This is a genomic window from Paenibacillus sp. OAS669 (assembly GCF_014873645.1).
Lineage (GTDB): Bacteria > Bacillota > Bacilli > Paenibacillales > NBRC-103111 > Paenibacillus_S > Paenibacillus_S vulneris.
This window is the reverse complement of sequence record NZ_JADBDR010000009.1, coordinates 39,569-64,806: the sequence shown is the minus strand read 5'-3', so window position 1 is coordinate 64,806 and position 25,238 is coordinate 39,569. Positions and strand designations below refer to the sequence as shown.

Here is a 25,238-nt window from a genome sequence, read left to right as displayed (position 1 = left end):
CCTCCCCGAATGGTTTCCTAACGCGCTTCTTCTCCGCGGCACCATCCGGATTGCAGTCTCGCAGTTATTGAAGATCGTCGGACCGCGGCTCTTCCAAAGGCCGGTACCGGTCCAATGCCTTCGTCGCTGTTTCCAGCATGCGCCGCTGCAGCTTGCCGCTCTCAACAACGCGTACTCTTTTCCCGAGAAAACGGATTTTGGAAAGGATCGTCTCACTCTCATCACTAGGAAATGTAAGGGTGATACGATAAGTATCGGATTCTGCGTCGTAAGCGACTTCCTTGTCAAAGCAGGAAAAGGCGTAAAGAATTCGCGAAAGCTCCTTGTTATACGCCTGCACCACCTCGATCAGGGCCGTTTCCCTGCGCGATTCGAGAAGGGCGGATATCCGCTCGGTCAGCCTCTCCGCATCCTCGTCCGGGAAGGGCACTTCGACAGCCGACAGGATGTGCTGAAGCTTCGTGGACATGAAGGCCCGCTTGTTCAGATGATGCCAGAGAAGATACCATTCCCGTTTGACCATCGAATATTCCAGCTTAAAGGGAAAGCCGAGCTGCTCATGAAAGGAACGCCCGTCTTTAACCTGAAACGTGATAGAAAGAGCGTTCCTGTTCATGATAACCCTTCGAAGAAGCCGGAGCATCGGATGGTAGACCTGCTTTTCCACATTTTTGGCCTTCTCTATCAAAGCGCCGGCAAAGTCCAGCTCAGGCTCTTGCTCCAGCATACGCCCGAGCTTTTCCCTGGTTGACGGCATGAAGGCGTCGGATGCGCCGGGGTGCTCCAGCATGTTTTTCAGCCATGCCCTCTCCTGGGCCGTAACGGTGAAGGTGCCGGAATCCTCGAGGCGGGAGATGATTTGGTAATTGAACATTTTCTCAAACAGATTCATAGTAGCTTAGGATCTCCTTCCATTCCTCAATCATTTCGTTACGGAAATAGAGCGGCTCCAGCACTTCGCAGCTGGACCCGAAGCTGCGCAGCCAAGGCTTGATTTCGGTTGTCCCGTTCACCTCGATCTCATAGAGGAACGACGTATCGTCTTCTTCCGTTATCCGTCCCCACTGGCCCTGCAGAAGCACCCGTTCCTTCACAAAATTGCTCTTCGAGTTCTCCGGGTGATAGAACCGGGCTTTGACCGTCACTCGGCGTCCGGTATCGATGAGCCAGCTGTAACGGATTTGCTCCTCCAGGCCTTTTTGCTTAAGAGCGAACAGCTCCTCCGACACCGATTCTCCCTCCTCGATCTGAGTGATTCCCTCCATCCGGTATTTTTTCAAGGTGTGTTTGACGGTACTGCCCAGCAGATACCATCGTCCGTATTGGTGGTCGTAGACGATCTTGATCGGCAGAACCAGCTCTTGTTTGCCTGCCGTCTCCCGCTCGAACAAAGGATTCGTATTCTTGGAGGCGTAGCTTTTATGCGATTTGGGAGAAAAATAAATGAAGCTGACAAGCCGCCGCTCCCGTATCGCTTGAAGCAGGGTATGAAAATGCGCCTCATCCAGAATGCGTGAAGGGTAATGATATTTATATAAAAAGGGCATGACAAAAGGAACAGCGTTATCCGCCTGCAGCAGCGCTTTCTTCAGCACGTCCCTCAGCAAATATCCTTGAACTGAGGGCACCTGGGTGTTGGACATCACATCCGCAAAGTCGTATAAATCGACAAGCTCGTCGTAAGTGAGCTCCTTCAGCAAATCATCCTGGAGACGGTAGCGGTAGGGGCGTCCCCCCGCCTCTCTGCGTATGACCCCGACTTCCTCCAGATACTTGAGATCGGAGCGGAGCGTCTTTTCGTCGGGCAGCGGCAGGTCCGCCGGCATTTGTTCGGTGCACAGGTCCAGCAGCGCCATGGCCGTCATCGGCTCCTGCTGCATCGCCGTAAGGAGCAGGGAAAGCCGGTACGTCTCCGAGTCCTTCAGCGACTTGGCTCTATACAGGAACAGCAGCATAGGATCTGCCGATTCGTAATAATTGAAGCGCAGTGCCTGGGCAAACTCCTTGCTTTGCTCCTGCGGAAGCTGTTGATACATGGTTTGGACAATGGCCTTAAGGCGCCGTATCGTTTTATCATAGGTATGAACGGAAATGCCGAGACGTTCGGCGAATTGCTGCCGGTTGTAGGCGCCACTCGTCAGCACAAGCATGCGCAGAAACTGGATTTCTTTATCGAAGCTTTCTTTGGCCATGAGGGATCCTCCGTTGATGTCAGGCTATTCTATCATTGTAACAGGGGAAGAGGAGGGTGAAAATGGAAAAAATCCGATCGCCATACTTCCGCCGTGTTCATTGACCGCCGAATGAGCGATACTAGGAACAAGAAAAAGACCGGGACCTTAAAAGAGGCGTTCGAACGAGGCGTCCTGGTCTTCCATACTTTTTATATCGGATGGGAGGGACTACAGGATGATCGAGTCCTCTATAAGACAGCAAATCCAGGATGAGCTTAAGCTCATCGAACAGAAGGAGCAGGTACGCATTCTGTTCGCTTGTGAATCCGGCAGCCGCGCGTGGGGCTTTCCGTCCAGGGATAGCGATTATGACGTCCGGTTTCTCTATATCCGGCCTGTCGACTGGTATTTATCTATATTTGATAAAAGAGATGTAATCGAGCGGCCCATCAGCAGCATGCTCGACATCAACGGTTGGGATATCAAGAAGGCATTGAACCTGTTCCGCAAATCGAATCCACCCTTGCTTGAATGGCTTCAATCCCCAATCATTTATTACGAGAGCTATACGATAGCCGAGCAAATCCGCGGCCTTTCGCCGCTCACATTTTCACCTAAGTCCTGCCTGTACCATTACCTCCATATGGCGAAGCGGAATTACCGTGACTATTTGCAGGGAGAGCAGGTGAAGCTCAAAAAATATTTTTACGTGCTTCGCCCGATTCTAGCTTGTCAATGGATTGAGCGGGCAGGGACGATGCCTCCGATGGAATTCGGTTCCTTGGTGAGAGAGCTGATACCGGGGGGCAGCGAGCTGGATAGAGCGATTGAGACATTGGTCGAGCGCAAGACATCCGGAGAGGAGCTGGATCTGGAGCCGAGAATCGGTCCGATCAACTCGTTTTTGGAGCAGCAGATCGGGCATTTTGAGCAATCGGCTAGAGAGATGAGCGATGCGGCGGCAGAAAGGGATCAGCAGCTGGATGACCTGTTCCGGGCCGCTTTGAAGGAAGTTTGGGGAGTCGCCGGGCAGGAGCATAGCGGCTGAAGGGATATTACGAAAGGATGGGAAGAGGATCATCCGCTAATGGGGCCATAGCGCCAAAGTGACGGGTGACTCTTCCCTTTCTGCTCACGGAAGGTGAATATTCTACATATAAATGTGAATTTACGACATTGCGATTGAAAGCGCATACAAATATAGTGAAGAGGAGTGCGGCTTTTAGCGATAACCCGCTTGCCCATTTGATCAAAGAAGGGATGGATATTGTGCCTAAAAAGAAGTTTGTATTGCCATTCGTTTGCGCGTGTATGCTGGCTTTTCCCGTTGGAATGGTACCGGCCCTGTCGGCTCATGCTGAGACTGCGAGTTCGGCCGGCGAGGTCCAAGCCGTATACGTTGCCACCCCGTCGGAGCTTAACGCCGCTATCGCCGGTGCTGTAGAAGGAACGGTGATCGTTCTTGCGGACGGAACGTACGCGGATACGGCTTTTCCCATTGCGGGGAAAAGCGGAAGCGAATCGAAGCCTATCGTGATCCGGGCGGCCCACCAAGGACAAGCTGTCATAGCGGGCAGCAGTTACTTTAATGTAGACAAGTCTTCTTATGTAACGATTCAAGGATTAAAGTTTATTCAAGACGCCACAACGATTCCCGCCGCCGTCAGACTGACGAATTCCGATCATATTCGTCTGACGCGGAATACTTTCGCCTTGACTCAGCCGTATAACAAGAACGGATACAAGTGGGTTTCGCTGGAAGGGGCGAGCAGCCATCATAACCGCATCGATCATAATGAATTCGGACCCCGGTCCGATCTGGGTCAGATGATCGCCTTTCAAGGCAGCGTCATGTCCAAGTATGATGTCATCGAATACAACTATTTCCACGATTCGCTGGCTCAGCCTGTGAACGGGGGCGAGACGATTCGTGCAGGCCTGTCCGGCTTATCCATGACGGAGGGCTTCGCTACGATACAGTACAATGTATTCGATAATGTCGACAGCGACGATGAAATTGTTTCGGTGAAAAGCTCCGGCAACACGGTTCGATACAACACATTTCTGAACAGCAAGGGGCAGGTGACCTCGCGTCATGGAATGAATAACAGCTTCTACGGCAACTATTTTCGTGGGGATGGGGTTAAGGCCGGAGTAGGAGGGTTTCGGATTTATGGCAATGACCATAAAATTTATAACAACTACATGCAGAATTTGACCCATTTTCCTATCGATATCGATTCCGGCGATTTCGACGCCGGGCCGGATGGAAGCAGCTATACGAGCGGAGATTTGTCCAAGCATTGGCGGGTGTACCGTGCACTCGTAGTTAACAATACCATCGTGGACAGCGCCAACGGCATTACGATCGGAAGAAAATACGATAAGGACAAGCCTCCCGTGGACAGCCGGGTTGCCAATAATATCGTAAGAAATTCGAAGGGCACGCTGTACAACGAAAGATTGAAATCCAACACGGTGTTTGAAGGCAATATCGGCTTCGGAGCCGTCCTAAGCAATGAACCTCACACGCCGAACGAGATTCTGAATATCGATCCGGCGCTCACGGAAGCGGACGGGCTGTGGAAGCTCTCTTCCTCCAGCCCGGCGATAGGGGCAGCCGCAGGCGGCTATCCGTTCGTCACGGACGACTTTGACGGGCAGCCCCGGGAAGCTTATGACGTGGGAGCCGATGAGTATTCCGCCGCGCCGGTTGTACGCAAAGCACTCACTCCGGCCGACGTAGGTCCCTATGCTATGACAATCGCTCACGCAGAGGGAAGAGGAACGAACGGCTGGTATACGACCGACGTTACGGTGGCGTTAAATGTCCCGGATGCCGATTATGGTGCTGTGTCGACTATGTACCGCATCGACTCTCAGGCAGACTGGGCGCCCTATACGACTCCCATAGTCCTGAAGGAGGAAGGGAAGCATACGCTGTATTACCGTTCCGTCGATGCCGCCGGCAATGAAGAGCCGGTCAAATCTTTGGCTATCCCTATAGATAAGTCAGCACCGGTCTATCAGCTCTCAGTCAACGGTACGCCTGTACCGAGTACGGCGTCGTTTCCCGACGACCAGCCGGTATTGACGCTGAAGCTGCAGGTTCAGGACGCCTTATCCGGCTTGGCGAAGCAGTCCTTCACGGTAACCGGTGTAACCTATGAATCGCAGGGGGTTATCGATTTCGCCGGGTTATGGGGTGAGCAAAGCGTTAAGGTCCGTGTCGAGGACTTGGCAGGAAATCGCCGGGAGGATGCCGTAACGTTCAGGCTTGCACCGACCTTGTCGACATTAACGGCGAAGCTGGAGCGGTATGAGGCTTCAGCGGAGCTGGAGAATCCCCTGGCGGGGCAGCTGCGGAACGCTTTGAAGCAGGCGCAGCATCACAAGGATAAGGGATCGGCGAAGCAGGCTGTCAAGTTTCTGGAAGAGATGCTGAAGCATATGGACAGTAAAGCACTGGCAGGGCATATTTCCGTGCCCGCTAAACAGGATCTGACGAGCTATGTGGAAGCATTGAGAGCAGAATGGTCTAAGTAAGGGTTTATGAGCTGCGTGAGGGATATCTCCTTGCGCAGCTTTTTTGCCCTCATAGCGTTATAAGTTTTCCAAGGGCATAGGATGAAGCGGAGCGGGCGCGAGTTAGATCGTTATACTTAAATTTTACCATTTCTTTTCGATTGGAATCGGTATAATAAGAATCATCAGATTTGTCAAGACAAATTCAAGGTTAAGTTATGTAAGGAAGTGAAGTAAATGCATCAGCAAAAGTCGGAAATCAGCCTGAGCAAATTTATGACGAGGCTGCTTCGGCATACGCCGGAGAGCCATGGCCTGACGCTGGATCCGGAGGACGGCTCGTGTCCGTTCGATCAACTGGTTGCGGTCATTCAAGCAGAGCCCCGCTGGAGACGGGTAACGGCAGAGGACATAAGAACGGTAGTAGCCAATTCGGATAAACAGCGGTTCGAAATCCGCGGCGACCGGATCAGAGCCAGATACGGCCACAGTCACGATAAGGTTCAATATACTCCCGGCACACCACCTGCTGTACTATATCACGGAACGAATACGGAAGCCTTGCCTTCCATTCTGCGTGAAGGACTCCGTCCGATGAACCGGAAGTATGTTCATTTGTCGGAGGGAACCCATTTTGCGGCTATGGCCGGTAGCCGCCGAGGGGAGCTTGTCATGCTGACGATAGATACGGGCAAGGCGGAGTCTGAGGGTGTCGCATTTTATTATGCCGGCAATGAAGTATGGCTTGCGGAAGCTGTGCCGGCTTCATGCTGTACGGTTCTCGACGGCAAGGATAGGGAGGGATAGACATGAATGAGAACATGATTGATATAGGTGTCAATCTGCTGCACCGTTCCTTCCAAGAGGATCGGGAGCAGGTGGTTGAGCGGGCCGCACAGGCCGGGGTGTCGCCGTTGATTATTACCGGCACGAGCCTCCGCAGCAGCCAGCAGGCTGCAAGCTATGCCGTACGGTTTCCGGGACAACTGTACACTACGGCGGGCGTCCACCCTCATGATGCCAAAAGCTGCAGCGAATCGACCCTTCGTGATTTGAAGAAGCTTGCGGCGCTGCCGCATGTTGTGGCCATTGGGGAGTGCGGTCTGGACTACAACCGGGATTTCTCCCCGCGCGATGTACAGAAGCGCTGGTTCGAGGAGCAGGCTGCTCTGGCTTGTGAGCTGCAGATGCCGCTGTTTCTGCATGAGCGGGAGGCTCATCACGATTTTGCAGCGATACTTAAGCAATTCCGCGGCCGGCTGGGCAAGGCGGTGGTGCACTGTTTTACCGGCAGCTCCTACGAGCTTCGGACCTACTTGAATATGGGGTTCCACATCGGTATTACCGGTTGGATCTGCGATGAACGGCGGGGCAAGCATCTGCGCGAGCTGGTCAAATCCATTCCTCTTGATCGCTTGATGCTTGAGACGGACGCCCCTTTCCTTACCCCAAGGGATATGGAGCCTAAGCCGGCAAACGGGCGCAACGAGCCGGCATTTCTTCCGCATGTGGTGAAGGCGGTATCGGATTGCATCGGGCGAAGCCCGGAGGAAGTGGCTCAGGCGACGACGCAGACGGCCAGGCTGTTTTTTGGTCTCTAGGGGGAGGCGGGCTTTGATCCAATAGGAAGACATGGTAAGATTAAACTTGATGTTTTCTCTGAAAAGCCGGATAATTAACCAATGGATAAAAATGATCAAAGGGGCATTGCCACATGAACTCATTGGACACAAATTTAGAAAAATACGCGGATCTTCTAGTCAAAATCGGGGTCAATATTCAACCGGGACAAGTGTTGATGATTGAATCTCCGCTTGAGGTCGCACCGTTAACCCGTTATATCGTCAAAAAAGCATACGAGGCCGGAGCCAAGTACGTTCAAGTCAATTGGGACGATGAAGCGGTGACACGCACTCGCTTCGAATATGCGCCGGAGGAATCGTTCGGCTTCTACCCGGAATGGGCGGCGAAAATGATGGAGCAGCTGGCCGAAAGCGGCGGGGCGCTGTTGAATATTAAAGTACCGAATCCGGATTTGTACAAGGGCATCGATTCGCACAAAGTATCGACCGCTACGAAAGCGGCTTCCGTTGCACGGCAAAAATTCCAGAGCTACGTTCGGAACAAAGCGTTCAGCTGGTGCCTGGTCAAGGCACCGACCCAAGCATGGGCGGCCAAGGTATTCTCCGACCTTCCGGAAGACGAGCAGGTGAACGCTATGTGGGAGACCCTGTTCAAGATCAACCGGGTAGATCAGGAGGATCCTGTAGCGGCTTGGCGCGAGCATATCGAGAAGCTCAAACGCATGAGAGAGCGCTTGAATAACAAGAAGTACAAGCGGCTTCACTATAAAGCCCCGGGAACCGATCTATCGGTAGAGCTGCCCGAAGGCCACCTGTGGTTCGGCGGCGAGAGCCTCAACGATCAAGGGGTTGCCTTCGTAGCGAACATGCCGACGGAGGAAGTGTACACGCTGCCGAAGCGGGATGGAGTTAACGGTACGGTGAGCAGCACGAAGCCGCTGAATTTGAACGGCAGATTGGTCGACCGGTTTTCATTCCGTTTTGAGAACGGCAGAGTCGTTGACTATACCGCGGAGGTTGGTTTGGAATATCTCAAGGATTTGCTTGGTACCGATGAAGGGGCCAACTACTTGGGCGAGGTTGCGCTCGTTCCTTTTGACTCTCCGATCTCCAATTTGAACCGAATCTTTTACAATACAGGTGTCGATGAGAACGCCTCCTGTCATTTTGCGCTAGGAAGCGCCTATCCGTTCACCCTGGAAAACGGCACGAAGCTGTCCAAAGAAGAATTGCTGCAACGCGGGGCTAACGTCAGCCTGACGCATGTCGATTTTATGATCGGCTGTGCGGAGCTGGAGATTGACGGGGAGCTTGCCGACGGTACGGTAGAGCCTGTATTCAGAAAAGGCAACTGGGCGTTGTAAGCTGCACAAAAACCCTTGTTTATCTAGGGAGTTGTTGAGAAACCGAGTTTTGCGTGAACTTTGCTACATACGGAGGTGGGGTATGCCTCGGAGGAGTTTACGTCCGCCTTTGAAACCCGTGAAAATACCGCTAAATCTAATCACATTTCACGGGTTTCAACAGCTATGGGCTTTGTGTAGCAAAGCCTGCTTCGGAAGCCTGGCTGGAGGGGCATAACCCACCGGAGTATATCGGCATAGTTCAAGCTCTATAGGCTTCTCAACAACCAGACCCTTGTTCAGCAAGGGTTTTTGTACTAAATAAGTAAGAGGTGAAACGCACGATGGCTGCCAAAACGAACGCGAGCCGTATCCTGGATAAGCTCGGGCTCGCCTACACGCTGCATGAATACGAATGGGACGAGGACGATCTCGCCGCGTCGACAGTTGCGAAGAAGGTGGGCCTCCCCTGCGAGCAGCTGTACAAGACCCTGGTGCTGCGCGGTGATAAGACAGGCGTGGTAATGGCTTGCATTCCGGGAGACAAGGAGCTCGATTTGAAGGCGCTGGCCTCCGCAAGCGGGAACAAAAAGGTCGAGATGGTGCCTGTCAAAGATATCATGACGCTGACCGGTTACATTCGCGGCGGGGTTTCCCCTTTGGGGGTCAAGAAGAAATATCCTTTGTATATCGATCGGTCTGTCGTGTCGAAAGATCCGGTAAGCATCAGCGCAGGGCGCCGCGGGCTGCAAATGTTCATAAAGGGAACCGATTTGGTCGAAGCTTGCGAGGGCATTTTATCGGAGCTTACGCACTAGATCCTGCTTCCAATACAGACTGCCCCGTTTAAGTCTTGGGCGGTCTTTTTTGCTATTTATAGCTTGTACCTATAAAGAAAATCTGATTTATCTATTTTACAAACTAAGCTAACCCCTTCATACTATAGAGTAAAGGTTGATTTCCATTTTATTGAAATGAGGCGATGACCTGTGGGAACCATGTATGCTTCTCTTCTCCCCGAGCATGAGGCGTTTATTAAAAAGCAGCATATTTTCTTTGTCGGCTCCGCTCCGTTAAACGCTGACGGCCATGTTAATATTTCCCCCAAAGGGCATGATGTGCTGCGGATATTGTCTCCTACGGAGGTTGCCTATCTGGATTTGACGGGCAGCGGGAATGAAACCAGCGCTCACCTGCTCGATAACGGCAGAATAACCTTGATGTTCGTTGCCTTTGAAGGGGCGCCTATGATCCTGCGTCTGTATGGCCGCGGAAGGGTAATTTTGCCTGACACGCCGGAGTGGGATCCATTGATGGAGCGCTTCGACCCGCTGCCGGGCGCACGGCAAATCATCCATGCGGAGCTTCACGCAGTCAAAACCTCCTGCGGCTTCAGCGTGCCGTTCTTCGATTATACAGGGGAGCGCGAAACGCTGAAAAAGTGGGCGGAGCAAAAGGGGGAACAGGGACTTATCGCTTATCGCCAACAAAAAAATGCCGCCAGCATGGACGGAATCATAACTCCTTTGGGGCATAGCTTTCATAAATAAGCGTGAAAAGACGCAAAAAAAGGGGATAGGACGGGGCGTACCGCCCTTAACTGCGGACGATGGACTGCTGCGCCCGGGATGTACAGGGCTCTTCCGACAGCGCATCAAGCGTAATCGGCAAGTCCCTGTTTTTGATCTCGGCGCGGAGCAGTACAAGAAATTCTTCGTCAAGCTGAAGCCGGACGGCTTCCAAATAGCAAAAAATTAACTCCTTGTCTCTAAGCGTTGGATACATTGCGATGCTTCTCCTTTTACATCATAGGCCTGCAAATGGATTTCGCTGTGTACGGAATCGGCAATATGCTTGAATTTGTAGGCTCTCCGCATAATTTCTCTCGACATTTCCTGAAGGAGCTGCTCGTTGGACAAGGAATCCAGAATCGACTGGATTTGCTCCTTGTTATTAAACAGCACCGTCTGGATGGCAAGAGTCAGGCACTCCTCGTCATGGAAAGCGGCACTGGAAACAGGTCGATGAACTTCGAAAAAATTATTCATGAAATCCCCACAATTACCATTTTTATACTTTCAATTATAGTATAATAAGGTCATCAGATCAGCGCAAAATGTTTGCACGAGTATACATTCTTTTTTGCATTTTCGTCAAAAAAACGGTTCTAATAGGAAAAGAGACTGCATACCTGGAAGGGTCCATAATATACAATCTCTTTACGATTTGGTAAAATAATGAAAAATAGCGCGAATTAAATCCAAGGGCCGTAAGCACCGATTTTTCTTATGTAGTCGCTGGCTGATTGAGTAAATAATTTCATGACGGCTTGTCCTTCTGCAGCGGACAGAGACTTCGCTTCGAACCAATTGGCATCCTTAAACAGGTTCAAGACGTCTTGGGTGTCCATCTGTTTCAACGAGCGTACAACTTGATGCAATCCAGGAGAGTAAGTTACTGCTTGCATGCTGATCACCTCGCTTCCGACAATTATTTACAATTATTACAGGTTTATTATATCACAAAAAATTACAAATCAAGGGGAATTTTGGTGATTTATAAATTTTTTTTTCGATTGGTCGTTGTTTTGTTTCTTCTCATTCATTTATGGTTTGTCTATATCACCTTTCAGTACCCGTATTTGGGGATTACCTTAAAGAAGGGCATGCATGGAGAATGGGTCGTCGCTAAGCTGGAAACGGAAAGCGCCAGTCTGGAAATGAATATACAGGTTGGAGATGTCGTCAATCGAATCGATGGAAGACCCGCATACGAGCATCCTACGGTCAAAAAATGGAGATCGGTGGAGCAGGCGAGGACGCTGGAGCTGGAACGGAAAGGGGAGCCCTTGACCGTTGAGCTCAGCAAGGGGAATGCTGCCAATCCCCCGATTATATTGCCGATTCTGGTCGAGCTTCTTTGTCTCTCCTTGGCTGGTATGCTCTACTGGAAGACGAGGCATTCCCGGTCGGCACGATTCCTGTCGATTGTGTTTCTAAATATCGGCTTCATCTTTGCCAGTCTCGGTGCATCGCAAAGAGGAGATACGCTGGGTAAAGTAGCCATGAGCTCGCTTATGATGCTGCTTCCCGTCGTTTTTTTGCATTTTTTGTTCGTATTTCTAAAGGAGAAGGGAGAAATCCAATTTCCTTTCCGATTTCTGCGATATTTGTACGGTACTTTCGCAATCTTGCTGCTGCCTGTATTGACCTTCAGCACACCGAGATCATTCCTGTTCTATCAATACAGCATTCAGTTCGTTATCACGTTCTTTTTGTTCGGCTTGCTGCTTAACTTCTTTTTTCTTGCCTATGTGTCTGTCAAATTTCGCAACGAGGTCTCCTACTTATCTACGATTATCCGAACGGTTTGGTGGGCGCTTGCCATCTCCTTCTTTCCGTTTGCCTTCTTGTCGTTCGTCCCTCAGCTAATGGGAGAAGACGGGATCAGCTCGCTCTATACCTCATGGTTCGTACTGTTCTTCCCTATAGCCTTCTCGTACTTGATAATGTCCAAGCAACTATACGATATTGATCTGGTCCTGCGCCGCTTCGTCTTTACGACGGTCATTTCCATAGTCCCGGCCTGTGCCATTGTATTGCTGACAGCCGTCATTTTTCGGCAGGCGGTAACGGTGCAGCACCTGCTGCTCAGCTTTATTTTTATCTTAATGCTGCTCTCCTTCGTCATGTATTCACTTGAATATTTCGCTACAAAGCTGGAGGCGGTGATGTTCCCCAGGAAATACCACCTGCAAAACGCGCTCAAAAAAATCGCTGTCAATCTGCAATCGATCTCCAGCTTCCGCGAGCTGAAAGATATCATTCTGGTAGATATCGTGAATACGCTGCAGGTGTTTGGAGCCGCCATCGTGTTCAAATATAAGGACCGGATGGAGACGGTTCTGGAGGGGGATATCGAGCTTTCTGAGGTGGAATGGCTGACCTCATCGGAAATGGAGCACCCGTTCCTTCGGCGCTTTGAAATCAACCGCCATGAGGAATATACCAGCTATTTGATTATCGCCAGGAAAAGGACCAATACGTTTCTCGGCATGGAAGAGATCCAGTGGCTGAATCTGATCATCTCGTATCTGGCCGTGAGCCTGGAAAATATGCATTTGATCAGCAAGCTGCATATGAGGCTTCAGCGGTTGGCCGCACAAATCCCTAACGAGGATGCCTCACAGGATTTCATCTGGTTCCGGAAGCTGATGTTCGAGCTTCAGGAGGCCGAGCGCAAGCGCATTGCAACCGATCTGCACGACACGACGCTGCAGGATTTGTTCTTCCTCAAGAAACGGTTCAGCTCGATAGTGGACAAGCTTAATTTTTCCAAGGAAGACATGGAGCGGATGAGGAACATCATCGACTATGTGGAAATCATTAATACGAATCTCCGCCAAAGCTGCTTCGAGCTGCATCCGCATCTGCTGTATGAAATCGGACTGATTCGAACGATACAAAAGGTGATTGACAATGAAAGCTCTCTCTGTCCGTTCCGGCTGGAATTTATCGCCAAGGGCGCCGAGCAGATTGAAGCGTGGGATATGGATTCGAAGCGCCATTTTTTCCGCATCATTCAGGAGCTGCTGAACAATGCGAAGAAGCATTCGCAGGCATCCCGGGTCAGCATAGCGATAACACAGGAGAACGACCGCATTCTGTTGACGTATGAAGATGACGGCGTCGGCTTTACTGTATATAAGGTAAATGAGGCGGAGCTGGAGATTGGAGCATCCGGCACGGGCATGGAGCAAATGAAGAGCCGCGTGCTGTATTTGGATGGGCAGATGGACTTCAGGACAGGCAGGGGGAAAGGGCTGCAAATATGGATTTCCGTACCATTAAAGGAGGTGCTGACCGCATGAACGGCTCAATGAGAGCACTTGTTGTTGATGATCATCCGGTAATGGCAAATGCAACCAAAGGAATTCTCGAGCGAATCGACGGGATTGAAGTTATTGGAACGGCAGGCAGCGGGGCCGCATGCCTGGACTTTGTAGATACGCATCGCCCCGACATCGTGCTGCTCGATTACCATTTACCCGATAAGTTCGGCAGCATTGTCGCGAAGGAGATCAAGGGCCGTTATCCGGAGACGCATATCATCATTTTTACCGGAATTGATGTGGCGGATATGTATAATCATTTGCTTGAAATCGGGGTTAGCGGCATTATTTCCAAGGAATCCAGCGAGTGCGTCGTTCAGCATATGGTGAGATGCGTTATGGATCATTACACGGTTTTGCCGTTATCGCTGTACCACAATATGAGGCTGATGACGGGACTGCCTGCGCAGGAGGTCGTACTGACGGAGGACGAAGTGCAAATCATGTCCATGCTGGTCAAAGGAGCGACGCACGAGCAGATTGCGGGTGAAATCTATGTGAGCAAACGATCGGTAGACAATTATTTGAAAAAAATTTACGGCAAGCTGGGAGTCAAGTCCAAGGTTCAAGCATTGGAGCAGTTCGTGCAGAGCAAATATTATACGGATTCGAACAGGGGGGAGTAGCTTGAATCGGGAAATACAAGACGAGATGGAAGCCATGGTTGATCGCGCCATTCATGCCGAGGATTTGAACGGATGGATGAAATCGTTTATAGCAGCAAGAGCCGAGGGGGACAGCATCTGGTCCGAGTTGACGGAGAGCACCCATGGAATGCTGGGAGGTCGATCGCCTCATATCATCAAGGCAGCCGCCTTGACAGAGCTTGTGATGCTGACGCTGGATATCGTGGATGATCTGCAGGATCGGGATAAAGGGCATCGGATATGGATGACCTGCCCGGAGGCTTACACCTTGAATGCGGTGCTTGCTTTTCTCATGATGTTTATGGGCGAAGCCGGGCAGCTTCAATGGCAAACAGGCCGTACGATGACGCCGTTTCTTCCTGAGATCAGCCAATGGGTTCTCTCGGCGGTCAACGGACAGCAGAAGGACTTGAATCCGCATGCCCATATCGCCGATGAGGCGGACTATTTCAAGATGGTACAGCTTAAGTCCGGGTCGCTGATCCAGCTGGCTTGTTATCTGGGCTACTCCTTGGCCGAGTCCTCATCCGCCGGGCTTACCGGACAGATCGACGAGCTTGCCGCCTGCCTGGGAGTCGTAGCTCAAATCGAAAACGATGTGAGAAATTTGGAGCAGCTCGGACCCGGCAACGATATATTGCAGAAAAAAAGAACGCTGCCCATCTTGTACATGCTCTCGCAAGAACAAGACGGCTTCCCCGAGCTGGCTCAATACTATGACGGAAGGCTGGGGGCGGAGGACTTTATCCGGCAGCACAAGCAGGCTTGTCTTCAAGCAATCGCCGATTCGGGCTGTCTGGAGTATGCAAAAATCATACAAGCCTTGTACTATGATAAGGCGGAGCAGCTGTTTGAAGCGATGCCGGGTCCGCCTTATTGGAAGGAGCGTTTCCGGCGGGTGACGTTAGACCGGTACGCTACGGCTTCCTTAAGAAATAACGGTTGACAATTGCAATCATTTAGAAGTAGTATAGTGACGACAAGATGATAATTGTGTAGGAGACACGGAGACATACACATGGATTGCTTAATGGATAGGATTAAGCAGTTTATGTGTTTTTTTGCGTTAACCCCCAATTCTGACGTCTACAAAGACGGGAAAGGAATCAAACTTATGCTTAACGAGAAACCGATTATTATTGCTCATCGCGGGGCCAAAGGGCACGCACCCGAAAATACGCTTGGTGCATTCCGGCTGGGAGTGGAGCAGGGCTGTGAAGCCATCGAGCTCGATGTCCACTTGTCCGCTGATGGAGAAATCATCGTATGTCACGATGAAACGCTCAACCGTACGACGAACGGGACAGGGAAGATCATTGACAAGACATTGGCAGAGATTCAGGCATTGGATGCTGGCTCCTGGCACTCCGAGGCATACCGGGGGGAGAAGGTTCCTACGTTAGGTGAAGTATTCGATCTTGTTCCCGATTCGATTATGATTAACGTGGAAGTCAAAAACAGCTACGACGGAAGGATGGACCGCAAGCTTGTCGAGTTTCTACGGGAGCGCAGCTTGTTCGACCGTGTGGTCGTATCTTCCTTCGATCATAAATGCTTGTGCGCAATCAAACGTTTGGAGCCTAAGGTTAAAATCGGCCTGCTGTATCAGCTGAGATTGGCTGACGCTGCAGCCTATGCCAAAACGCTGGGAGTCGATGTGTATTCCCTTCATCCGGACTACCGGATCGTGGACAAAGAGGATGTTGAGAAGGCGGATCGGGCAGGCATTCAGGTTTATCCTTATACGGCCAACGATGAGAAGGATCTTCGAGCGCTGATGGATTTGGGCGTTTCCGGCATCATTACCGACTTCCCTGATCGTTTGAAGGAGCTTCGCTCCTCGAGGGCTCATGCTTAGCTAACCGGTAACGCGAAATAAGACATAACGAGACGGAAAGTCCATGAACCTTGCAGTTGTATGCAGACTGCCCGGCCGATGCGTTTGCATCAGGGCTTGGAACGCGGTACACTACAACTAAAACAAGGGAGTATGGATATGCCGCAGCTTATCGTTAGAGGTATTACAGCCGAGCAAATGTGTAAAATCAGTACATCTTTGGTGGAGGAGCTAGCTGCCGTCTGCGAATGCGGAACGGATAACTTTACGATCGACTGTCTTCATACCACATCCGTCTATAATGGAAGTCTTGTAGACACCTATCCGTTTATCGAGGTCGCCTGGTTCGAACGGGGACTTCAGGTAAGAGACCGCTTTGCCAAGGCGGTTGCCGATCATGTCAGAGCGCTCGGGATTCCTGAGGTGGAAATAGCGTTTACGACCTATCGGGAGGATAGCTACTACCTGAACGGAGAACGCTGCTTCGATAAGGCGGAATAATGCTTTGACAGATAGGAATATAACATTTCATAGAATCGTTCGTTCTTTACAAGGTGCCGTCGCTTCATGCGTTCGGCACCTTGCTGTATGATATGGACAGAAAAAACCTTCCAGCAGGCTAGTCCGCAGCGCAACATTCGGGATGCTCCTTGCGTATGAGTAGTTATCCAGTAATTACCATATGGAGAAGGTGGTTTTATGCTTCGCAGGGCTTTAGCTCGGATAGCTCGTTATCCATATGCCTTGGCTTTTATCGTAATCATCGGGATCCTTGTATTTATTTTCACGGGAATAAGCCGATCGGAGCCGGACTTGCCAGAGGTTTCGACAGCTCAAGATCCGGCATCGCTTCCCGTTTCAAGTCAATCCGCTTCGGGAGATTTTGGCCTTGCTATGCCATCGGATAACCCTCTCGATGCACAGCCTCCTGGCGGCAATGCCCGCTTGTCCTCTATGTTTGCCTCCTGTCCGCCGGAACTCACATGGTTCCCGCAGGCTTTCGCGGCGTCCGGCTTCACTCCTGCAGAGCAGCCCGCCCGCCAAAGGCTGGAGAGTATCAAGCAAATATCGGTCGGCCATGTCTTCGATGGGGCCGGTTACGGCAGCGAATACGGGGTCTCGTATGCGTTGAAGGAGGACGGAACGGTATACCGCTGGGGCGTGACGGACTGGAGCCGCCAAAGCAGGCCAAGTGCTTTTCCGCAGAAGGTAAACGGCCTGCCTGGTTCTGATTCCGTGATGCAATTGGAAGGGCGCTTTGCTTTATTGCAGAGCGGCGATGTCTATGACTTAAATGCCGAGAACGGGGCGAAGCAAATTGAACATTTGCCGAAAGCCGCATCTATAGCGCAGGCGGAGGATTCTTCGGTTTACATTGTTGGCCGGGACGGAAGCCTTCAGCTCTATTCTCTGTTCGGGCCGGAAAGTATTCCGGCCATTAAACAGGTAAGCGGACTGGATGCCATCCGTTCTATTAAGGCAAGTCCGTTTATGACATTGGCGCTGGATGCGGACGGGAAGCTGCTGCTGCTTCAGAGCCCCTTCGGGAGCTACCAGAATGATCCAGCCTCCCGGCAGCTAGAGCTGCCGGATGGAGCGAGAGCTGTGCGGCTCGAAGCAGCGATGTCAAGTGACTACCCCGGCTTCGTATTATCGGACCAAGGGAATTGGTTCCTCGTGAGTGCCGAAGGAAAGCTGGAGGCCGTACCCGGAACGCAAGAAACAGTGCGAATGACCGCCTCACAAAAAACGGTGTTAGCAATGAAAGAAGACGGTACGGTCTGGGCTTGGGGGGAAAGCTCGAATCTGTTTCCGACAGATACGAAACGGGTGGGGCCTGATCAACCGCGGCCGATCGCAGGATTGACCAATATCCGGGCAATCGCGGCAGGTACAGATCATTTGCTGGCATTGACGGGCGACGGCTACGTGCTGACGATGGGCTCCAATATGTACGGCCAGCTTGGCAGGCTGCCTATCTATGCCGCTGATCCGCAGCCGCTCGGCTCCTGGCCCGGAGCAGAAGCCCTGTTCGCCTTTGAAAACAGGCTGATGGCCGTCATCGGCGGGGATCTATGGGCTTTATCCTATAATAGAACAGCCCAGCCGGTCGTACTTGGTCAAAAGGTCCATAAGGCCTTTGCGGCACTGGGGCATTTTGCGGCTTTGACCGAAGACGGGAGGCTGCTCGTCGCTGACCCGGAGGAAACCAAGCCTTGCCGGCTGCTGCAGGTGAACGGATCTATTATGGATGCAGCCGCCGCGGCCAATGGGATTCTGTTAGCGATGACGGACGGCCATCTGGTTCATCTGGAGGGCAATACGCGTGAGCTGAGCCCAGGGAGGGAGCTCAGCTTGCATCCGAAGCCGAAAGGAAAAGCGGTTCGTGTGTTCGGCGAACCCGTCCCGTTTGTTTTGACGGATCAAGGGGAGCTGTATTCCTTTCAGCGGACCGAGAACGGGACCATGATGCTGGAGCTAGTGGATACGCCGTCGCCGGTTAAGGAATGGTCGCCGATTCATTACGATTATTCGGAGGGTATCGGATTCAGAGGCAAGCTGCTGGATGCAGCGAATCAAGTGATTGAGGTGGAGATCAAGCTGAATCACCGCTTCGACGAGCAGGGGCAGACGGCAGAGGTCTCGCTCCGCCTGACAGGCCGGCAAGCTTCCGGCTTAACCGGTGGTGCCGAGCTGGGCCAGGACGGACGAATCTATGAGCAGGGGAGCCATGTGCCGATAGACACTCATCTGCCGCCGGGCGTTCAGCTTCGTGCGTCAACTTCCTTGTACCACCACTTCATCGAAGGGAGATCCTATTTTTACCATTTCTTTGCAGCCAAGGATGGGAGCTTGTACTGGCTGGGAGACTGGCCGGATGCCGGAGCCGAGATGTCGCCGGGGGTTGTGGTTTTGCCGTGATTGCAAAAGAGGACAGCCGATTTGGCTGCCCTTCTTAGGTTGTCGAGAAACCCGAAAATCTGAAAAACGGCTATGATACCCCGGTGGGGCATCCCCCTCCGGCCGCTGTTGTTCTCGGAAAAATTTGATTATATTCGCTTACGACGGTTATTTTCCGAGAACAAAGGCGGACGCTATCGCTCCTCCAGGGGATACCCCACCTATCACCTTCGCATTTTTCATTACGGTAGGATTTCTCAAAAACCTGAGGACAGCCGGCAAGGCTGTCCTCTTTTGCATATCCTAGATTTTCATCGTATCGACGTAGTTCGGGCTTCCGCTGATAAGCCAGTTGCGGTGGCGAATAGCGGTTTCATCCTGCTCCGGCTCGCCGTATGGCCAAGTTTCCCCGTTTGCCTCCACATATTCCTTGATGAGCATCAACAGCGCGGCGCTCCATTGGCGTGCGCCTTTAACTCCCGGAACGAGAGGGTAGTATTTGTCATAGGCCGCACGAATCAGCGCATGCGCGACTTCCTGAAGGACGCTCGGGATGTCGGCCTTCTCCAGCTTGGCCGCCAGCAACTCCGGCAGCTCCGCCTCATCATTCGATGCATGGCTTTCGTACTCGAATTCGGTAATGACGCCCTGCTCCTTGGCCATCCACAGCTTCATCCGATTGAGTGCAGGCTTGAACGCCGCAGGCACGGAGACCGTTAATTCCGGCTCCGGGTTGTCCAGATTGATGACGAACGATTCGTCAAATTTGTTTAATTTGGCATTGCCGCGCACTCCGAGCCAGCGAAGGGCAAGCAGGGCGTGGGTTCTTACCTTGCCGTCGATTTCCTCGTTGCGGCATACCCTGCGGAGCAGCTTCTCGCTTCGCGGATCCGGCAGCATACAGAGCAGCCTCACCCCTGTCAGAACCGCTTCCGGGTCATCAAGCCAGGTTTGGATATGCTCATAGATCTTATCGATCGACTCCTCAAGAATCCAGTCGAGCTCGATCCGGCGTGCGGCATATTCTCCAAGGTTCAGCATGCCTTGCTCTTGAAGCGTTTCCAGACCATGCTTGCTTACCAGCTCTTCATGCGCCTTCTTCAAGTCCTCGCCCATTTGGGTGAACAGCTCTTGATCTGACGGGCTGACACCCTTCATTTGGGAGATCAGCAGGATCCATTCACCCATGGCTCCCGGATTTTGCTGCCATAACATCATCGCGAATGTAATCAAATCGCGGTCGAATTCCAGAATTTCATGATGCAGCGCGTAGCGCGCCAGCATCGTTTGCGCGTCGTGTTCCTTTCGCATGAGGCTCAGAGCCAGGATCAGGCCATTCCAAGCATTACCGTTCGCCCGGTCCTCCAGAATGGCACGGTAAAAACAAAACGCGGCGACGCCGTATGATTCCGCTTGCAAGTAATGACGGCCCAATCCGCCGATATTTTCTTGTTGACTCATTTCTTCTACCCCCATGACAAAATTGGCTATAGTAGAAGTATACCTTATCTGGCGGATTGTTTAAAATTATTTTTCGGACAGGTGGTGGCGATTGGTGAGAGAAGGATTATCGGCGAATGGAACAAAAGCATAAAACGGCACCGCAATCTACCCGATTCCTAGCAGGACAACCGATAGCGCCAGCATCAGCAGTGCGTTCAGTGCCATGATCGGTTTATGCTTTGCCCGTATCAGATGAGCATGAACTGCGCCAAGCATCAAGATGATGAACAGGATGGCAGCATACTTGGCGATGCCCGGAATCCATAGAGCAGCGAGCATGCTCACTGCTCCCAGCAGCTCCGCCATGCCGATGACGCTCATCAGCCACATGGGATAACGGTATTCGCGCCAATGTCTGACCATGGAGGCGGTTCGGACGAATTTTATGACGGAGGATAGTACAAACATACTTGCCAAAACGAATTGAATCATGACGGCAATCTGGTGCACAGGGCTCACTCTCCTTTTTTATCACACTACATGGCCCACAATACGGGGCTAATTTGGTCCTAAAGCTCTTGCATAAAATCATAATTTGTACAATGCTAATAATCAGTAGTCCAGACTACAGTAAAGCCGAAAAGGGAGGGAACAGGACTGGACAAGGTGAAATATTTATCGAGAATTCACTGGCTGAGCGGCTTGGATAGGGAAGAGCTGGAGCTTCTGGAGCCTGCGGCACCATTAAATAAGATAAAGAAGGGAACCGTCATCCTATCTCCGCTCATGGAGCAGAAGAGGCTGTTCCTCATTAAATCGGGGACCGTCAGGCTCTATAGGCTATCGGACAGCGGCAAAGAGCTTACGATGGATATCCTGGGAACCGGACATCTATTCGGAGAAGCCGGGGCCTTTACGACTGGCTCGCCCCATCTGTTCGCGCAGACCTTGGACGATTCCGTCATCTGTACTATGGATAAAGAGCAATTCAATCAAGTCGTAAGAGAGAGGCCCCAGCTCGCTCTTCGATTTATTGAAATCGTATCCGAGCGCCTGAAAGAAGTGGAGGAGCTGTTGGAGCAGATGGCTTACGGCAGCGTTCGCAAAAGGCTGCTTTATTTGCTCGATAAGCTGCTGCATAAGTTTGGAATCGAACCGGAGGACCCGGATAGGCAGCATGGCTGGATGCAGCTGGACGTATCGTTGACGCATCAGGAATTAGCAAGCATGATGGGCAGCATACGTGAGACGGTGACGCAGCTGCTAAACGAGCTGTCCATGGAAGGAATTGTAAGGAAGGCAGGCCCTCGCAAGCCATTGCAGATCCAGCCGGAGCGCTTGAAGTCGGCGCTTACGTGCTGCGTCTAAAAACAGCCGATTCTTAGTAAGAAGCTCAGCCATTATTAATAAATCAGGAGGACCCTATGAATCACATTCAAAGACCTACACGGGGTATTGGAGCGGGAGAGGAGCATGCGTCTCTTATTCTGAACAGCTATCGTCAGCTGCTGGGCAAAGATTTAATCGAAACGAACGACAGTCTGAGCTTGGCGGAGCAGCTGTTTGATTCGCCAACCGTCATTTTATCCCATGGGACGGAAGCCGATCCCGTGCTGAATTTTGGCAACCGAGCCGCTTTAACGCTGTGGGAGATGGACTGGGAGACGTTCACCCGGACGCCATCCCGTTATACGGCGGAGGCCATGGAACGGTCGGAGCGCGACCGGTTTCTCCAAGCGGTGGCCGAGAAGGGGTACATAGACAACTACACCGGGATCCGGATTTCCAGCACGGGACGCAGATTTTATATTAAAGAAGCGGTTGTATGGAACCTGAGGGACGCGTCGGGACGCTATGCCGGGCAGGCAGCGGCCTTCAAGCAATTTGAAAATTGCTGATCCGCTCGGCGCATGCGGAAGCCTTTCTTGTTGTTTGTCCATAAGATAAAGGGACGAATACAAGGAGAGGGTGTGCAGCCATGAATAACACATTCAAGCAGGGCCTGAAGTTTATGATGGAGAACAAGAAAATGCAGAAGATGTTCAAGGATCTGGAGAAGGCTCAGAAGGAAATAGACGCAGTTATGAAAAAAGCGGACGCGCTTAAGAAAAAATGAAAGTGCGGCGGTCATAAAACGTCTCCTCTCCTTATAAGGATAAAGTATCCGATGATGGAGAGGGGAATGAAGCGTGGGAGTAAAGCTCATTAAGATCGCTTCGATTTATTTTGTTGTGGGGATTATCTTGGGGATGTACATGTCTATATCGCACAGGTTTGATTTTGGATCCGTGCATGCCCACATTAATTTGCTTGGCTGGGTGTCGCTAGCTTTGTCCGGCTTTGTGTACCACGTATTTCCGAAAAGCGCGGAATCGGCGCTTGGCAAAATTCATTTTTGGCTTCATAATATCGGCCTCCCCATCATGATGATCGGCCTTTTCGTGCTGGTTAGCGGAGCGGCCAATACGGAGCCCGTCATCGCAGTCGGAGGAACCCTGACCTCTATCGGAGTCGTTATTTTCATGATTAACGTATTGAAAAATGTCACCGCAGCCAAGGATACAACCGGTTCGGGCCGCTGATCCTGATCATAAGAACACGAAACGGGATGCGAGAGAAGAATTTGCTTCTTCCGCACCCCGTTTTTTTTACCCTAGTAGAGTGTATAAGCTCCCGGGCTCCTTCTCATTGACTCCATAGTAAGCGCAAATCGTCGGGAGAGCTCCCTTGCAAGTAGACATTGCGGACAGCCTCCTGACCGGCAGGGATCGTAATGGAAAAGTCACCGGAAGAGCTCAGTATACTATAGCGAAGCTTCACATACATATCACTGCCGGATCTCTTATAGGAATAGCCGCTGAACCCTGCCGCGCTGTGGCTGGTAGTTCCGGTAAGCTGAAGCTTTCCATCATCCATATGAACCTGCTGAACCATCAAAGCCTGGGGACTGGCGGGTGTACCGCGCTGCAGATAGAGATAAGCTCCTAACGATACCGCGAACAAACCGAGGAAGACAATAGCGGCAATGAGCCGTCCTTGTTTCATTGCTGGAGCCACAGTTTCGGCGGACCTCCTTTTGAAATGAAGAATGCTGTAAGCCGCGGCCTATAGGCTGCCGATGCGGCCTGCAGAGACTTTCAAACGAAATCAAACTCTGTTACATTATTATCACCAACTTCTAACGAAATTGCAAAGGATTGCAATAAGCCACCCGGAGGCGAGAGAAAGCATATATGTACAAGCTGATATTGGCGGAGGATGAACAGGAAGTCAGGGAAAGTATTGTTCGGGAAATTGACTGGGCCCGGTACGGCTTTGAAGTGGCGGATACGGCGGAAAACGGCAAAGAAGCCATGGAGCAGATTGAGAGATGGACGCCGGATGTCGTCGTCACGGATATCCGTATGCCCTTCATGGACGGCATGCAGCTCTCCGAATGGATCCGCAGCAAATATCCGACGACGAAAATTATTATTCTGACCGGTTACGATGAATTCGAATATGCGCAAAAAGCGGTCAAAATGCATATTGACGAATACGTGCTTAAGCCGTTTTCGGCCCAGGAGCTTATCCAGGCGCTGGTCAAAATAAGGCAGCTCATCGACGAAGAAACCGCCCGCAAGAAAAATGTACAGACTCTGCAGGAGCATTACCGGCAAAGTCTGCCGGTCCTCAGGGAAGTGTTCCTTGGCTCGCTCATTCACCGCAAGCTGCCCAAGGGGGAAATCGAAGAGAAGGCGTTAAACTACCATGTCGCTCTGCAGGGGGACGTATTCCTGGTATCCGTCCTCAGCATGGATAATCCGGAGATGCAGGGAGACGAAGCAAGAGCGGCCTCCCAATCATTGAAGTATTCCAAGGATAACGAGCTCAAATTGTTTGCCATATTAAATATTTCCGAGGAAATAGTGTCGAAGCATCAGGCAGGCATCGTATTCCTCCACAACGGCAATCTGGTGCTGCTGAGCACGTCCAAGGAGGAGACGGATAAAGAAGCCGTCATGAAGCGGACTCTCCCCGCCCTGGAAGAAATACGCCAAAGCATCGAAAAATATTTGAAGCTGACCGTCACTATCGGAGTAGGCACCGTTGTGTCCGATATTACGGATGTCAGCTATTCCTACAGCGATGCGGTTCTAGCTCTGGATTACCGGGTAGTTCTCGGCAATAACCGGATCATATGCATTGATGATGTCGAGACTAGGCAGGTAGAGAAGCTGCGGTTCGATGAGCTGAAGGAGCATTCGCTGATCCGCTGCATCAAGGTAGGCACCCAGCAGGAGATGAAGGAGCTTGTGGACGAGCTGTTTTATGGCATTGCTGATACGCCGGTCTCGTTTCAGGATTACCAGATCTATTTGCTTGAACTGCTGACGGCCATATTGAAGGCGGCGAAGGATTCGAACGCCGATCTGGATTCGATCCTCGGGAGCGCCTTTAACCCTTTTGCCGATATTCATAAAATGACGAACCCGCAGGAGGCGAAGCAGTGGATTCTGGGATTATGCACACGAATCATGACGAGCATCGTCAGCGAAAGGCAGTCCTCCTACAAGTCTCTGGTCGATAAGGCCAAGGAATATACACTGGCGCATTATCAGGACAGCGATATTTCGATTCATAAGGTGTGCAGTCATCTGCATATCAGCGCAGGCTATTTTAGCGGGATTTTCAAAAAAGAAACGAAAATGACCTTCGTCAATTATCTGATGCATATTCGGATGGAAGCGGCCAAGGAGCTGCTGCGCACAACCGATTTGAAAACGTTTGAAATCGCCGAGAGGGTAGGCTACGCCGAGCCTAACTACTTCAGCTTCTCCTTTCGAAAGCATGTCGGTGTTTCTCCGAAAGAATACAAAAGCAGCTCCAGAGAGATATAGATCGGGGGTGTTCC

Annotated in this window: 26 protein-coding genes; 18 read left to right on the top strand and 8 right to left on the bottom strand. The window is 51.5% G+C overall.

The features are described 5' to 3' along the window. Positions 1-64: 64 nt before the first annotated feature. Positions 65-892: a WYL domain-containing protein gene (locus GGC63_RS20110; RefSeq protein ID WP_192703820.1), complete on the bottom strand. Its 828-nt coding sequence runs from the start codon at positions 890-892 to the stop codon at positions 65-67. Then, on the bottom strand, positions 879-2,192 hold the full coding sequence (locus tag GGC63_RS20105) for a helix-turn-helix transcriptional regulator (protein WP_192703819.1): 1,314 nt from the start codon (positions 2,190-2,192) through the stop codon (positions 879-881). Before GGC63_RS20105 ends, GGC63_RS20110 begins: the two co-directional genes overlap by 14 nt. 217 nt (positions 2,193-2,409) lie before the next feature. Between GGC63_RS20105 and GGC63_RS20100 the strand changes: the two genes are divergently transcribed. The 7 genes from GGC63_RS20100 to GGC63_RS20070 all read left to right on the top strand — a co-directional run bounded on the left by GGC63_RS20100 (position 2,410) and on the right by GGC63_RS20070 (position 10,175). After that, positions 2,410-3,222: a nucleotidyltransferase domain-containing protein gene (locus GGC63_RS20100; protein ID WP_192703818.1), complete on the top strand. Its 813-nt coding sequence runs from the start codon at positions 2,410-2,412 to the stop codon at positions 3,220-3,222. A gap of 221 nt (positions 3,223-3,443) precedes the next feature. Then, a complete protein-coding gene (locus GGC63_RS20095; protein ID WP_192703817.1) occupies positions 3,444-5,720 on the top strand; it encodes a polysaccharide lyase 6 family protein in 2,277 nt (758 codons plus the stop codon). 216 nt (positions 5,721-5,936) lie between these two features. After that, positions 5,937-6,506 (top strand): RNA 2'-phosphotransferase, encoded by a 570-nt coding sequence (locus tag GGC63_RS20090; RefSeq protein ID WP_192703816.1) that lies wholly within the window; start codon positions 5,937-5,939, stop codon positions 6,504-6,506. A gap of 2 nt (positions 6,507-6,508) precedes the next feature. Then, the gene (locus GGC63_RS20085) at positions 6,509-7,300 is read left to right on the top strand and encodes a TatD family hydrolase (protein ID WP_192703815.1); all 792 of its coding nucleotides are present in this window, start codon (positions 6,509-6,511) and stop codon (positions 7,298-7,300) included. Positions 7,301-7,413: 113 nt separating this feature from the next. Then, the gene (locus tag GGC63_RS20080; protein ID WP_192703814.1) at positions 7,414-8,646 is read left to right on the top strand and encodes an aminopeptidase; all 1,233 of its coding nucleotides are present in this window, start codon (positions 7,414-7,416) and stop codon (positions 8,644-8,646) included. A gap of 323 nt (positions 8,647-8,969) precedes the next feature. Then, positions 8,970-9,443, top strand: a complete 474-nt coding sequence (ybaK, locus tag GGC63_RS20075) for a Cys-tRNA(Pro) deacylase (RefSeq protein WP_192703813.1) — start codon at positions 8,970-8,972, stop codon at positions 9,441-9,443. A 180-nt stretch (positions 9,444-9,623) separates the two neighbouring features. Next, entirely contained in the window at positions 9,624-10,175 is a 552-nt protein-coding gene (locus GGC63_RS20070) for a pyridoxamine 5'-phosphate oxidase family protein (protein ID WP_225948374.1), read from the top strand. 46 nt (positions 10,176-10,221) lie between these two features. Here GGC63_RS20070 and sda read toward each other — a convergent pair whose 3' ends face one another. The 3 genes from sda to GGC63_RS20055 all read right to left on the bottom strand — a co-directional run bounded on the left by sda (position 10,222) and on the right by GGC63_RS20055 (position 11,092). After that, a complete protein-coding gene (sda, locus tag GGC63_RS20065) occupies positions 10,222-10,410 on the bottom strand; it encodes a sporulation histidine kinase inhibitor Sda (RefSeq protein ID WP_079912141.1) in 189 nt (62 codons plus the stop codon). Next, positions 10,380-10,673, bottom strand: a complete 294-nt coding sequence (locus GGC63_RS20060; protein ID WP_079912142.1) for a hypothetical protein — start codon at positions 10,671-10,673, stop codon at positions 10,380-10,382. Before GGC63_RS20060 ends, sda begins: the two co-directional genes overlap by 31 nt. A 206-nt stretch (positions 10,674-10,879) precedes the next feature. Continuing rightward, a complete protein-coding gene (locus tag GGC63_RS20055) occupies positions 10,880-11,092 on the bottom strand; it encodes a hypothetical protein (protein ID WP_179136102.1) in 213 nt (70 codons plus the stop codon). Positions 11,093-11,176: 84 nt separating this feature from the next. On the opposite strand from GGC63_RS20055, the gene GGC63_RS35165 reads away from it, so the two are divergent. The 6 genes from GGC63_RS35165 to GGC63_RS20025 all read left to right on the top strand — a co-directional run bounded on the left by GGC63_RS35165 (position 11,177) and on the right by GGC63_RS20025 (position 18,922). Then, positions 11,177-13,495, top strand: coding sequence for a sensor histidine kinase (locus tag GGC63_RS35165; RefSeq protein ID WP_192703811.1), 2,319 nt, complete (start codon positions 11,177-11,179; stop codon positions 13,493-13,495). Continuing rightward, positions 13,492-14,142, top strand: coding sequence for a response regulator transcription factor (locus tag GGC63_RS20045; RefSeq protein WP_192703810.1), 651 nt, complete (start codon positions 13,492-13,494; stop codon positions 14,140-14,142). Before GGC63_RS35165 ends, GGC63_RS20045 begins: the two co-directional genes overlap by 4 nt. 1 nt (position 14,143) lies before the next feature. Then, on the top strand, positions 14,144-15,109 hold the full coding sequence (locus GGC63_RS20040) for a polyprenyl synthetase family protein (RefSeq protein ID WP_192703809.1): 966 nt from the start codon (positions 14,144-14,146) through the stop codon (positions 15,107-15,109). Positions 15,110-15,277: 168 nt separating this feature from the next. After that, positions 15,278-16,021, top strand: coding sequence for a glycerophosphodiester phosphodiesterase (locus GGC63_RS20035; RefSeq protein ID WP_192703808.1), 744 nt, complete (start codon positions 15,278-15,280; stop codon positions 16,019-16,021). 138 nt (positions 16,022-16,159) lie between these two features. Further along, entirely contained in the window at positions 16,160-16,501 is a 342-nt protein-coding gene (locus GGC63_RS20030; RefSeq protein WP_192703807.1) for a DUF1904 family protein, read from the top strand. Between the two features lie 198 nt (positions 16,502-16,699). Beyond that, positions 16,700-18,922, top strand: a complete 2,223-nt coding sequence (locus tag GGC63_RS20025) for an RCC1 domain-containing protein (RefSeq protein ID WP_192703806.1) — start codon at positions 16,700-16,702, stop codon at positions 18,920-18,922. A gap of 282 nt (positions 18,923-19,204) precedes the next feature. Here the strand turns inward: GGC63_RS20025 and GGC63_RS20020 are convergent, their stop codons facing one another. Both GGC63_RS20020 and GGC63_RS20015 read right to left on the bottom strand, forming a co-directional pair. Then, positions 19,205-20,362: a hypothetical protein gene (locus GGC63_RS20020; RefSeq protein WP_079912148.1), complete on the bottom strand. Its 1,158-nt coding sequence runs from the start codon at positions 20,360-20,362 to the stop codon at positions 19,205-19,207. Between the two features lie 147 nt (positions 20,363-20,509). Next, on the bottom strand, positions 20,510-20,854 hold the full coding sequence (locus GGC63_RS20015; RefSeq protein ID WP_318781092.1) for a DoxX family protein: 345 nt from the start codon (positions 20,852-20,854) through the stop codon (positions 20,510-20,512). A gap of 147 nt (positions 20,855-21,001) precedes the next feature. Here GGC63_RS20015 and GGC63_RS20010 point away from each other — a divergent pair, with 147 nt between their 5' ends. The 4 genes from GGC63_RS20010 to GGC63_RS19995 all read left to right on the top strand — a co-directional run bounded on the left by GGC63_RS20010 (position 21,002) and on the right by GGC63_RS19995 (position 22,926). Next, complete coding sequence (locus GGC63_RS20010; protein ID WP_192703990.1) at positions 21,002-21,712, top strand: Crp/Fnr family transcriptional regulator; 711 nt, start codon at positions 21,002-21,004, stop codon at positions 21,710-21,712. 56 nt (positions 21,713-21,768) lie between these two features. Continuing rightward, a complete protein-coding gene (locus tag GGC63_RS20005; RefSeq protein WP_192703805.1) occupies positions 21,769-22,242 on the top strand; it encodes an MEKHLA domain-containing protein in 474 nt (157 codons plus the stop codon). An 80-nt stretch (positions 22,243-22,322) separates the two neighbouring features. After that, a complete protein-coding gene (locus tag GGC63_RS20000; RefSeq protein ID WP_179136104.1) occupies positions 22,323-22,460 on the top strand; it encodes a hypothetical protein in 138 nt (45 codons plus the stop codon). Positions 22,461-22,533: 73 nt separating this feature from the next. Continuing rightward, positions 22,534-22,926, top strand: coding sequence for a cbb3-type cytochrome c oxidase subunit I (locus tag GGC63_RS19995; protein WP_192703804.1), 393 nt, complete (start codon positions 22,534-22,536; stop codon positions 22,924-22,926). 103 nt (positions 22,927-23,029) lie between these two features. Here the strand turns inward: GGC63_RS19995 and GGC63_RS19990 are convergent, their stop codons facing one another. After that, a complete protein-coding gene (locus GGC63_RS19990) occupies positions 23,030-23,401 on the bottom strand; it encodes a hypothetical protein (RefSeq protein WP_192703803.1) in 372 nt (123 codons plus the stop codon). Positions 23,402-23,577: 176 nt separating this feature from the next. Between GGC63_RS19990 and GGC63_RS19985 the strand changes: the two genes are divergently transcribed. After that, positions 23,578-25,224, top strand: a complete 1,647-nt coding sequence (locus GGC63_RS19985) for a response regulator (RefSeq protein WP_192703802.1) — start codon at positions 23,578-23,580, stop codon at positions 25,222-25,224. Positions 25,225-25,238: the final 14 nt, after the last annotated feature.

What these genes read in the sequence shown, in the direction of transcription:
- GGC63_RS20110 (WP_192703820.1), bottom strand. Translation starts at nt 892, where the DNA reads ATGAATCTGTTTGAGAAAATGTTCAATTACCAAATCATCTCCCGCCTC.
- GGC63_RS20105 (WP_192703819.1), bottom strand. Translation starts at nt 2,192, where the DNA reads ATGGCCAAAGAAAGCTTCGATAAAGAAATCCAGTTTCTGCGCATGCTT.
- GGC63_RS20100 (WP_192703818.1), top strand. Translation starts at nt 2,410, where the DNA reads ATGATCGAGTCCTCTATAAGACAGCAAATCCAGGATGAGCTTAAGCTC.
- GGC63_RS20090 (WP_192703816.1), top strand. Translation starts at nt 5,937, where the DNA reads ATGCATCAGCAAAAGTCGGAAATCAGCCTGAGCAAATTTATGACGAGG.
- GGC63_RS20085 (WP_192703815.1), top strand. Translation starts at nt 6,509, where the DNA reads ATGAATGAGAACATGATTGATATAGGTGTCAATCTGCTGCACCGTTCC.
- GGC63_RS20080 (WP_192703814.1), top strand. Translation starts at nt 7,414, where the DNA reads ATGAACTCATTGGACACAAATTTAGAAAAATACGCGGATCTTCTAGTC.
- ybaK (WP_192703813.1), top strand. Translation starts at nt 8,970, where the DNA reads ATGGCTGCCAAAACGAACGCGAGCCGTATCCTGGATAAGCTCGGGCTC.
- GGC63_RS20070 (WP_225948374.1), top strand. Translation starts at nt 9,624, where the DNA reads ATGTATGCTTCTCTTCTCCCCGAGCATGAGGCGTTTATTAAAAAGCAG.
- sda (WP_079912141.1), bottom strand. Translation starts at nt 10,410, where the DNA reads ATGTATCCAACGCTTAGAGACAAGGAGTTAATTTTTTGCTATTTGGAA.
- GGC63_RS20060 (WP_079912142.1), bottom strand. Translation starts at nt 10,673, where the DNA reads ATGAATAATTTTTTCGAAGTTCATCGACCTGTTTCCAGTGCCGCTTTC.
- GGC63_RS20055 (WP_179136102.1), bottom strand. Translation starts at nt 11,092, where the DNA reads ATGCAAGCAGTAACTTACTCTCCTGGATTGCATCAAGTTGTACGCTCG.
- GGC63_RS20045 (WP_192703810.1), top strand. Translation starts at nt 13,492, where the DNA reads ATGAACGGCTCAATGAGAGCACTTGTTGTTGATGATCATCCGGTAATG.
- GGC63_RS20035 (WP_192703808.1), top strand. Translation starts at nt 15,278, where the DNA reads ATGCTTAACGAGAAACCGATTATTATTGCTCATCGCGGGGCCAAAGGG.
- GGC63_RS20030 (WP_192703807.1), top strand. Translation starts at nt 16,160, where the DNA reads ATGCCGCAGCTTATCGTTAGAGGTATTACAGCCGAGCAAATGTGTAAA.
- GGC63_RS20025 (WP_192703806.1), top strand. Translation starts at nt 16,700, where the DNA reads ATGCTTCGCAGGGCTTTAGCTCGGATAGCTCGTTATCCATATGCCTTG.
- GGC63_RS20020 (WP_079912148.1), bottom strand. Translation starts at nt 20,362, where the DNA reads ATGAGTCAACAAGAAAATATCGGCGGATTGGGCCGTCATTACTTGCAA.
- GGC63_RS20005 (WP_192703805.1), top strand. Translation starts at nt 21,769, where the DNA reads ATGAATCACATTCAAAGACCTACACGGGGTATTGGAGCGGGAGAGGAG.
- GGC63_RS20000 (WP_179136104.1), top strand. Translation starts at nt 22,323, where the DNA reads ATGAATAACACATTCAAGCAGGGCCTGAAGTTTATGATGGAGAACAAG.
- GGC63_RS19985 (WP_192703802.1), top strand. Translation starts at nt 23,578, where the DNA reads ATGTACAAGCTGATATTGGCGGAGGATGAACAGGAAGTCAGGGAAAGT.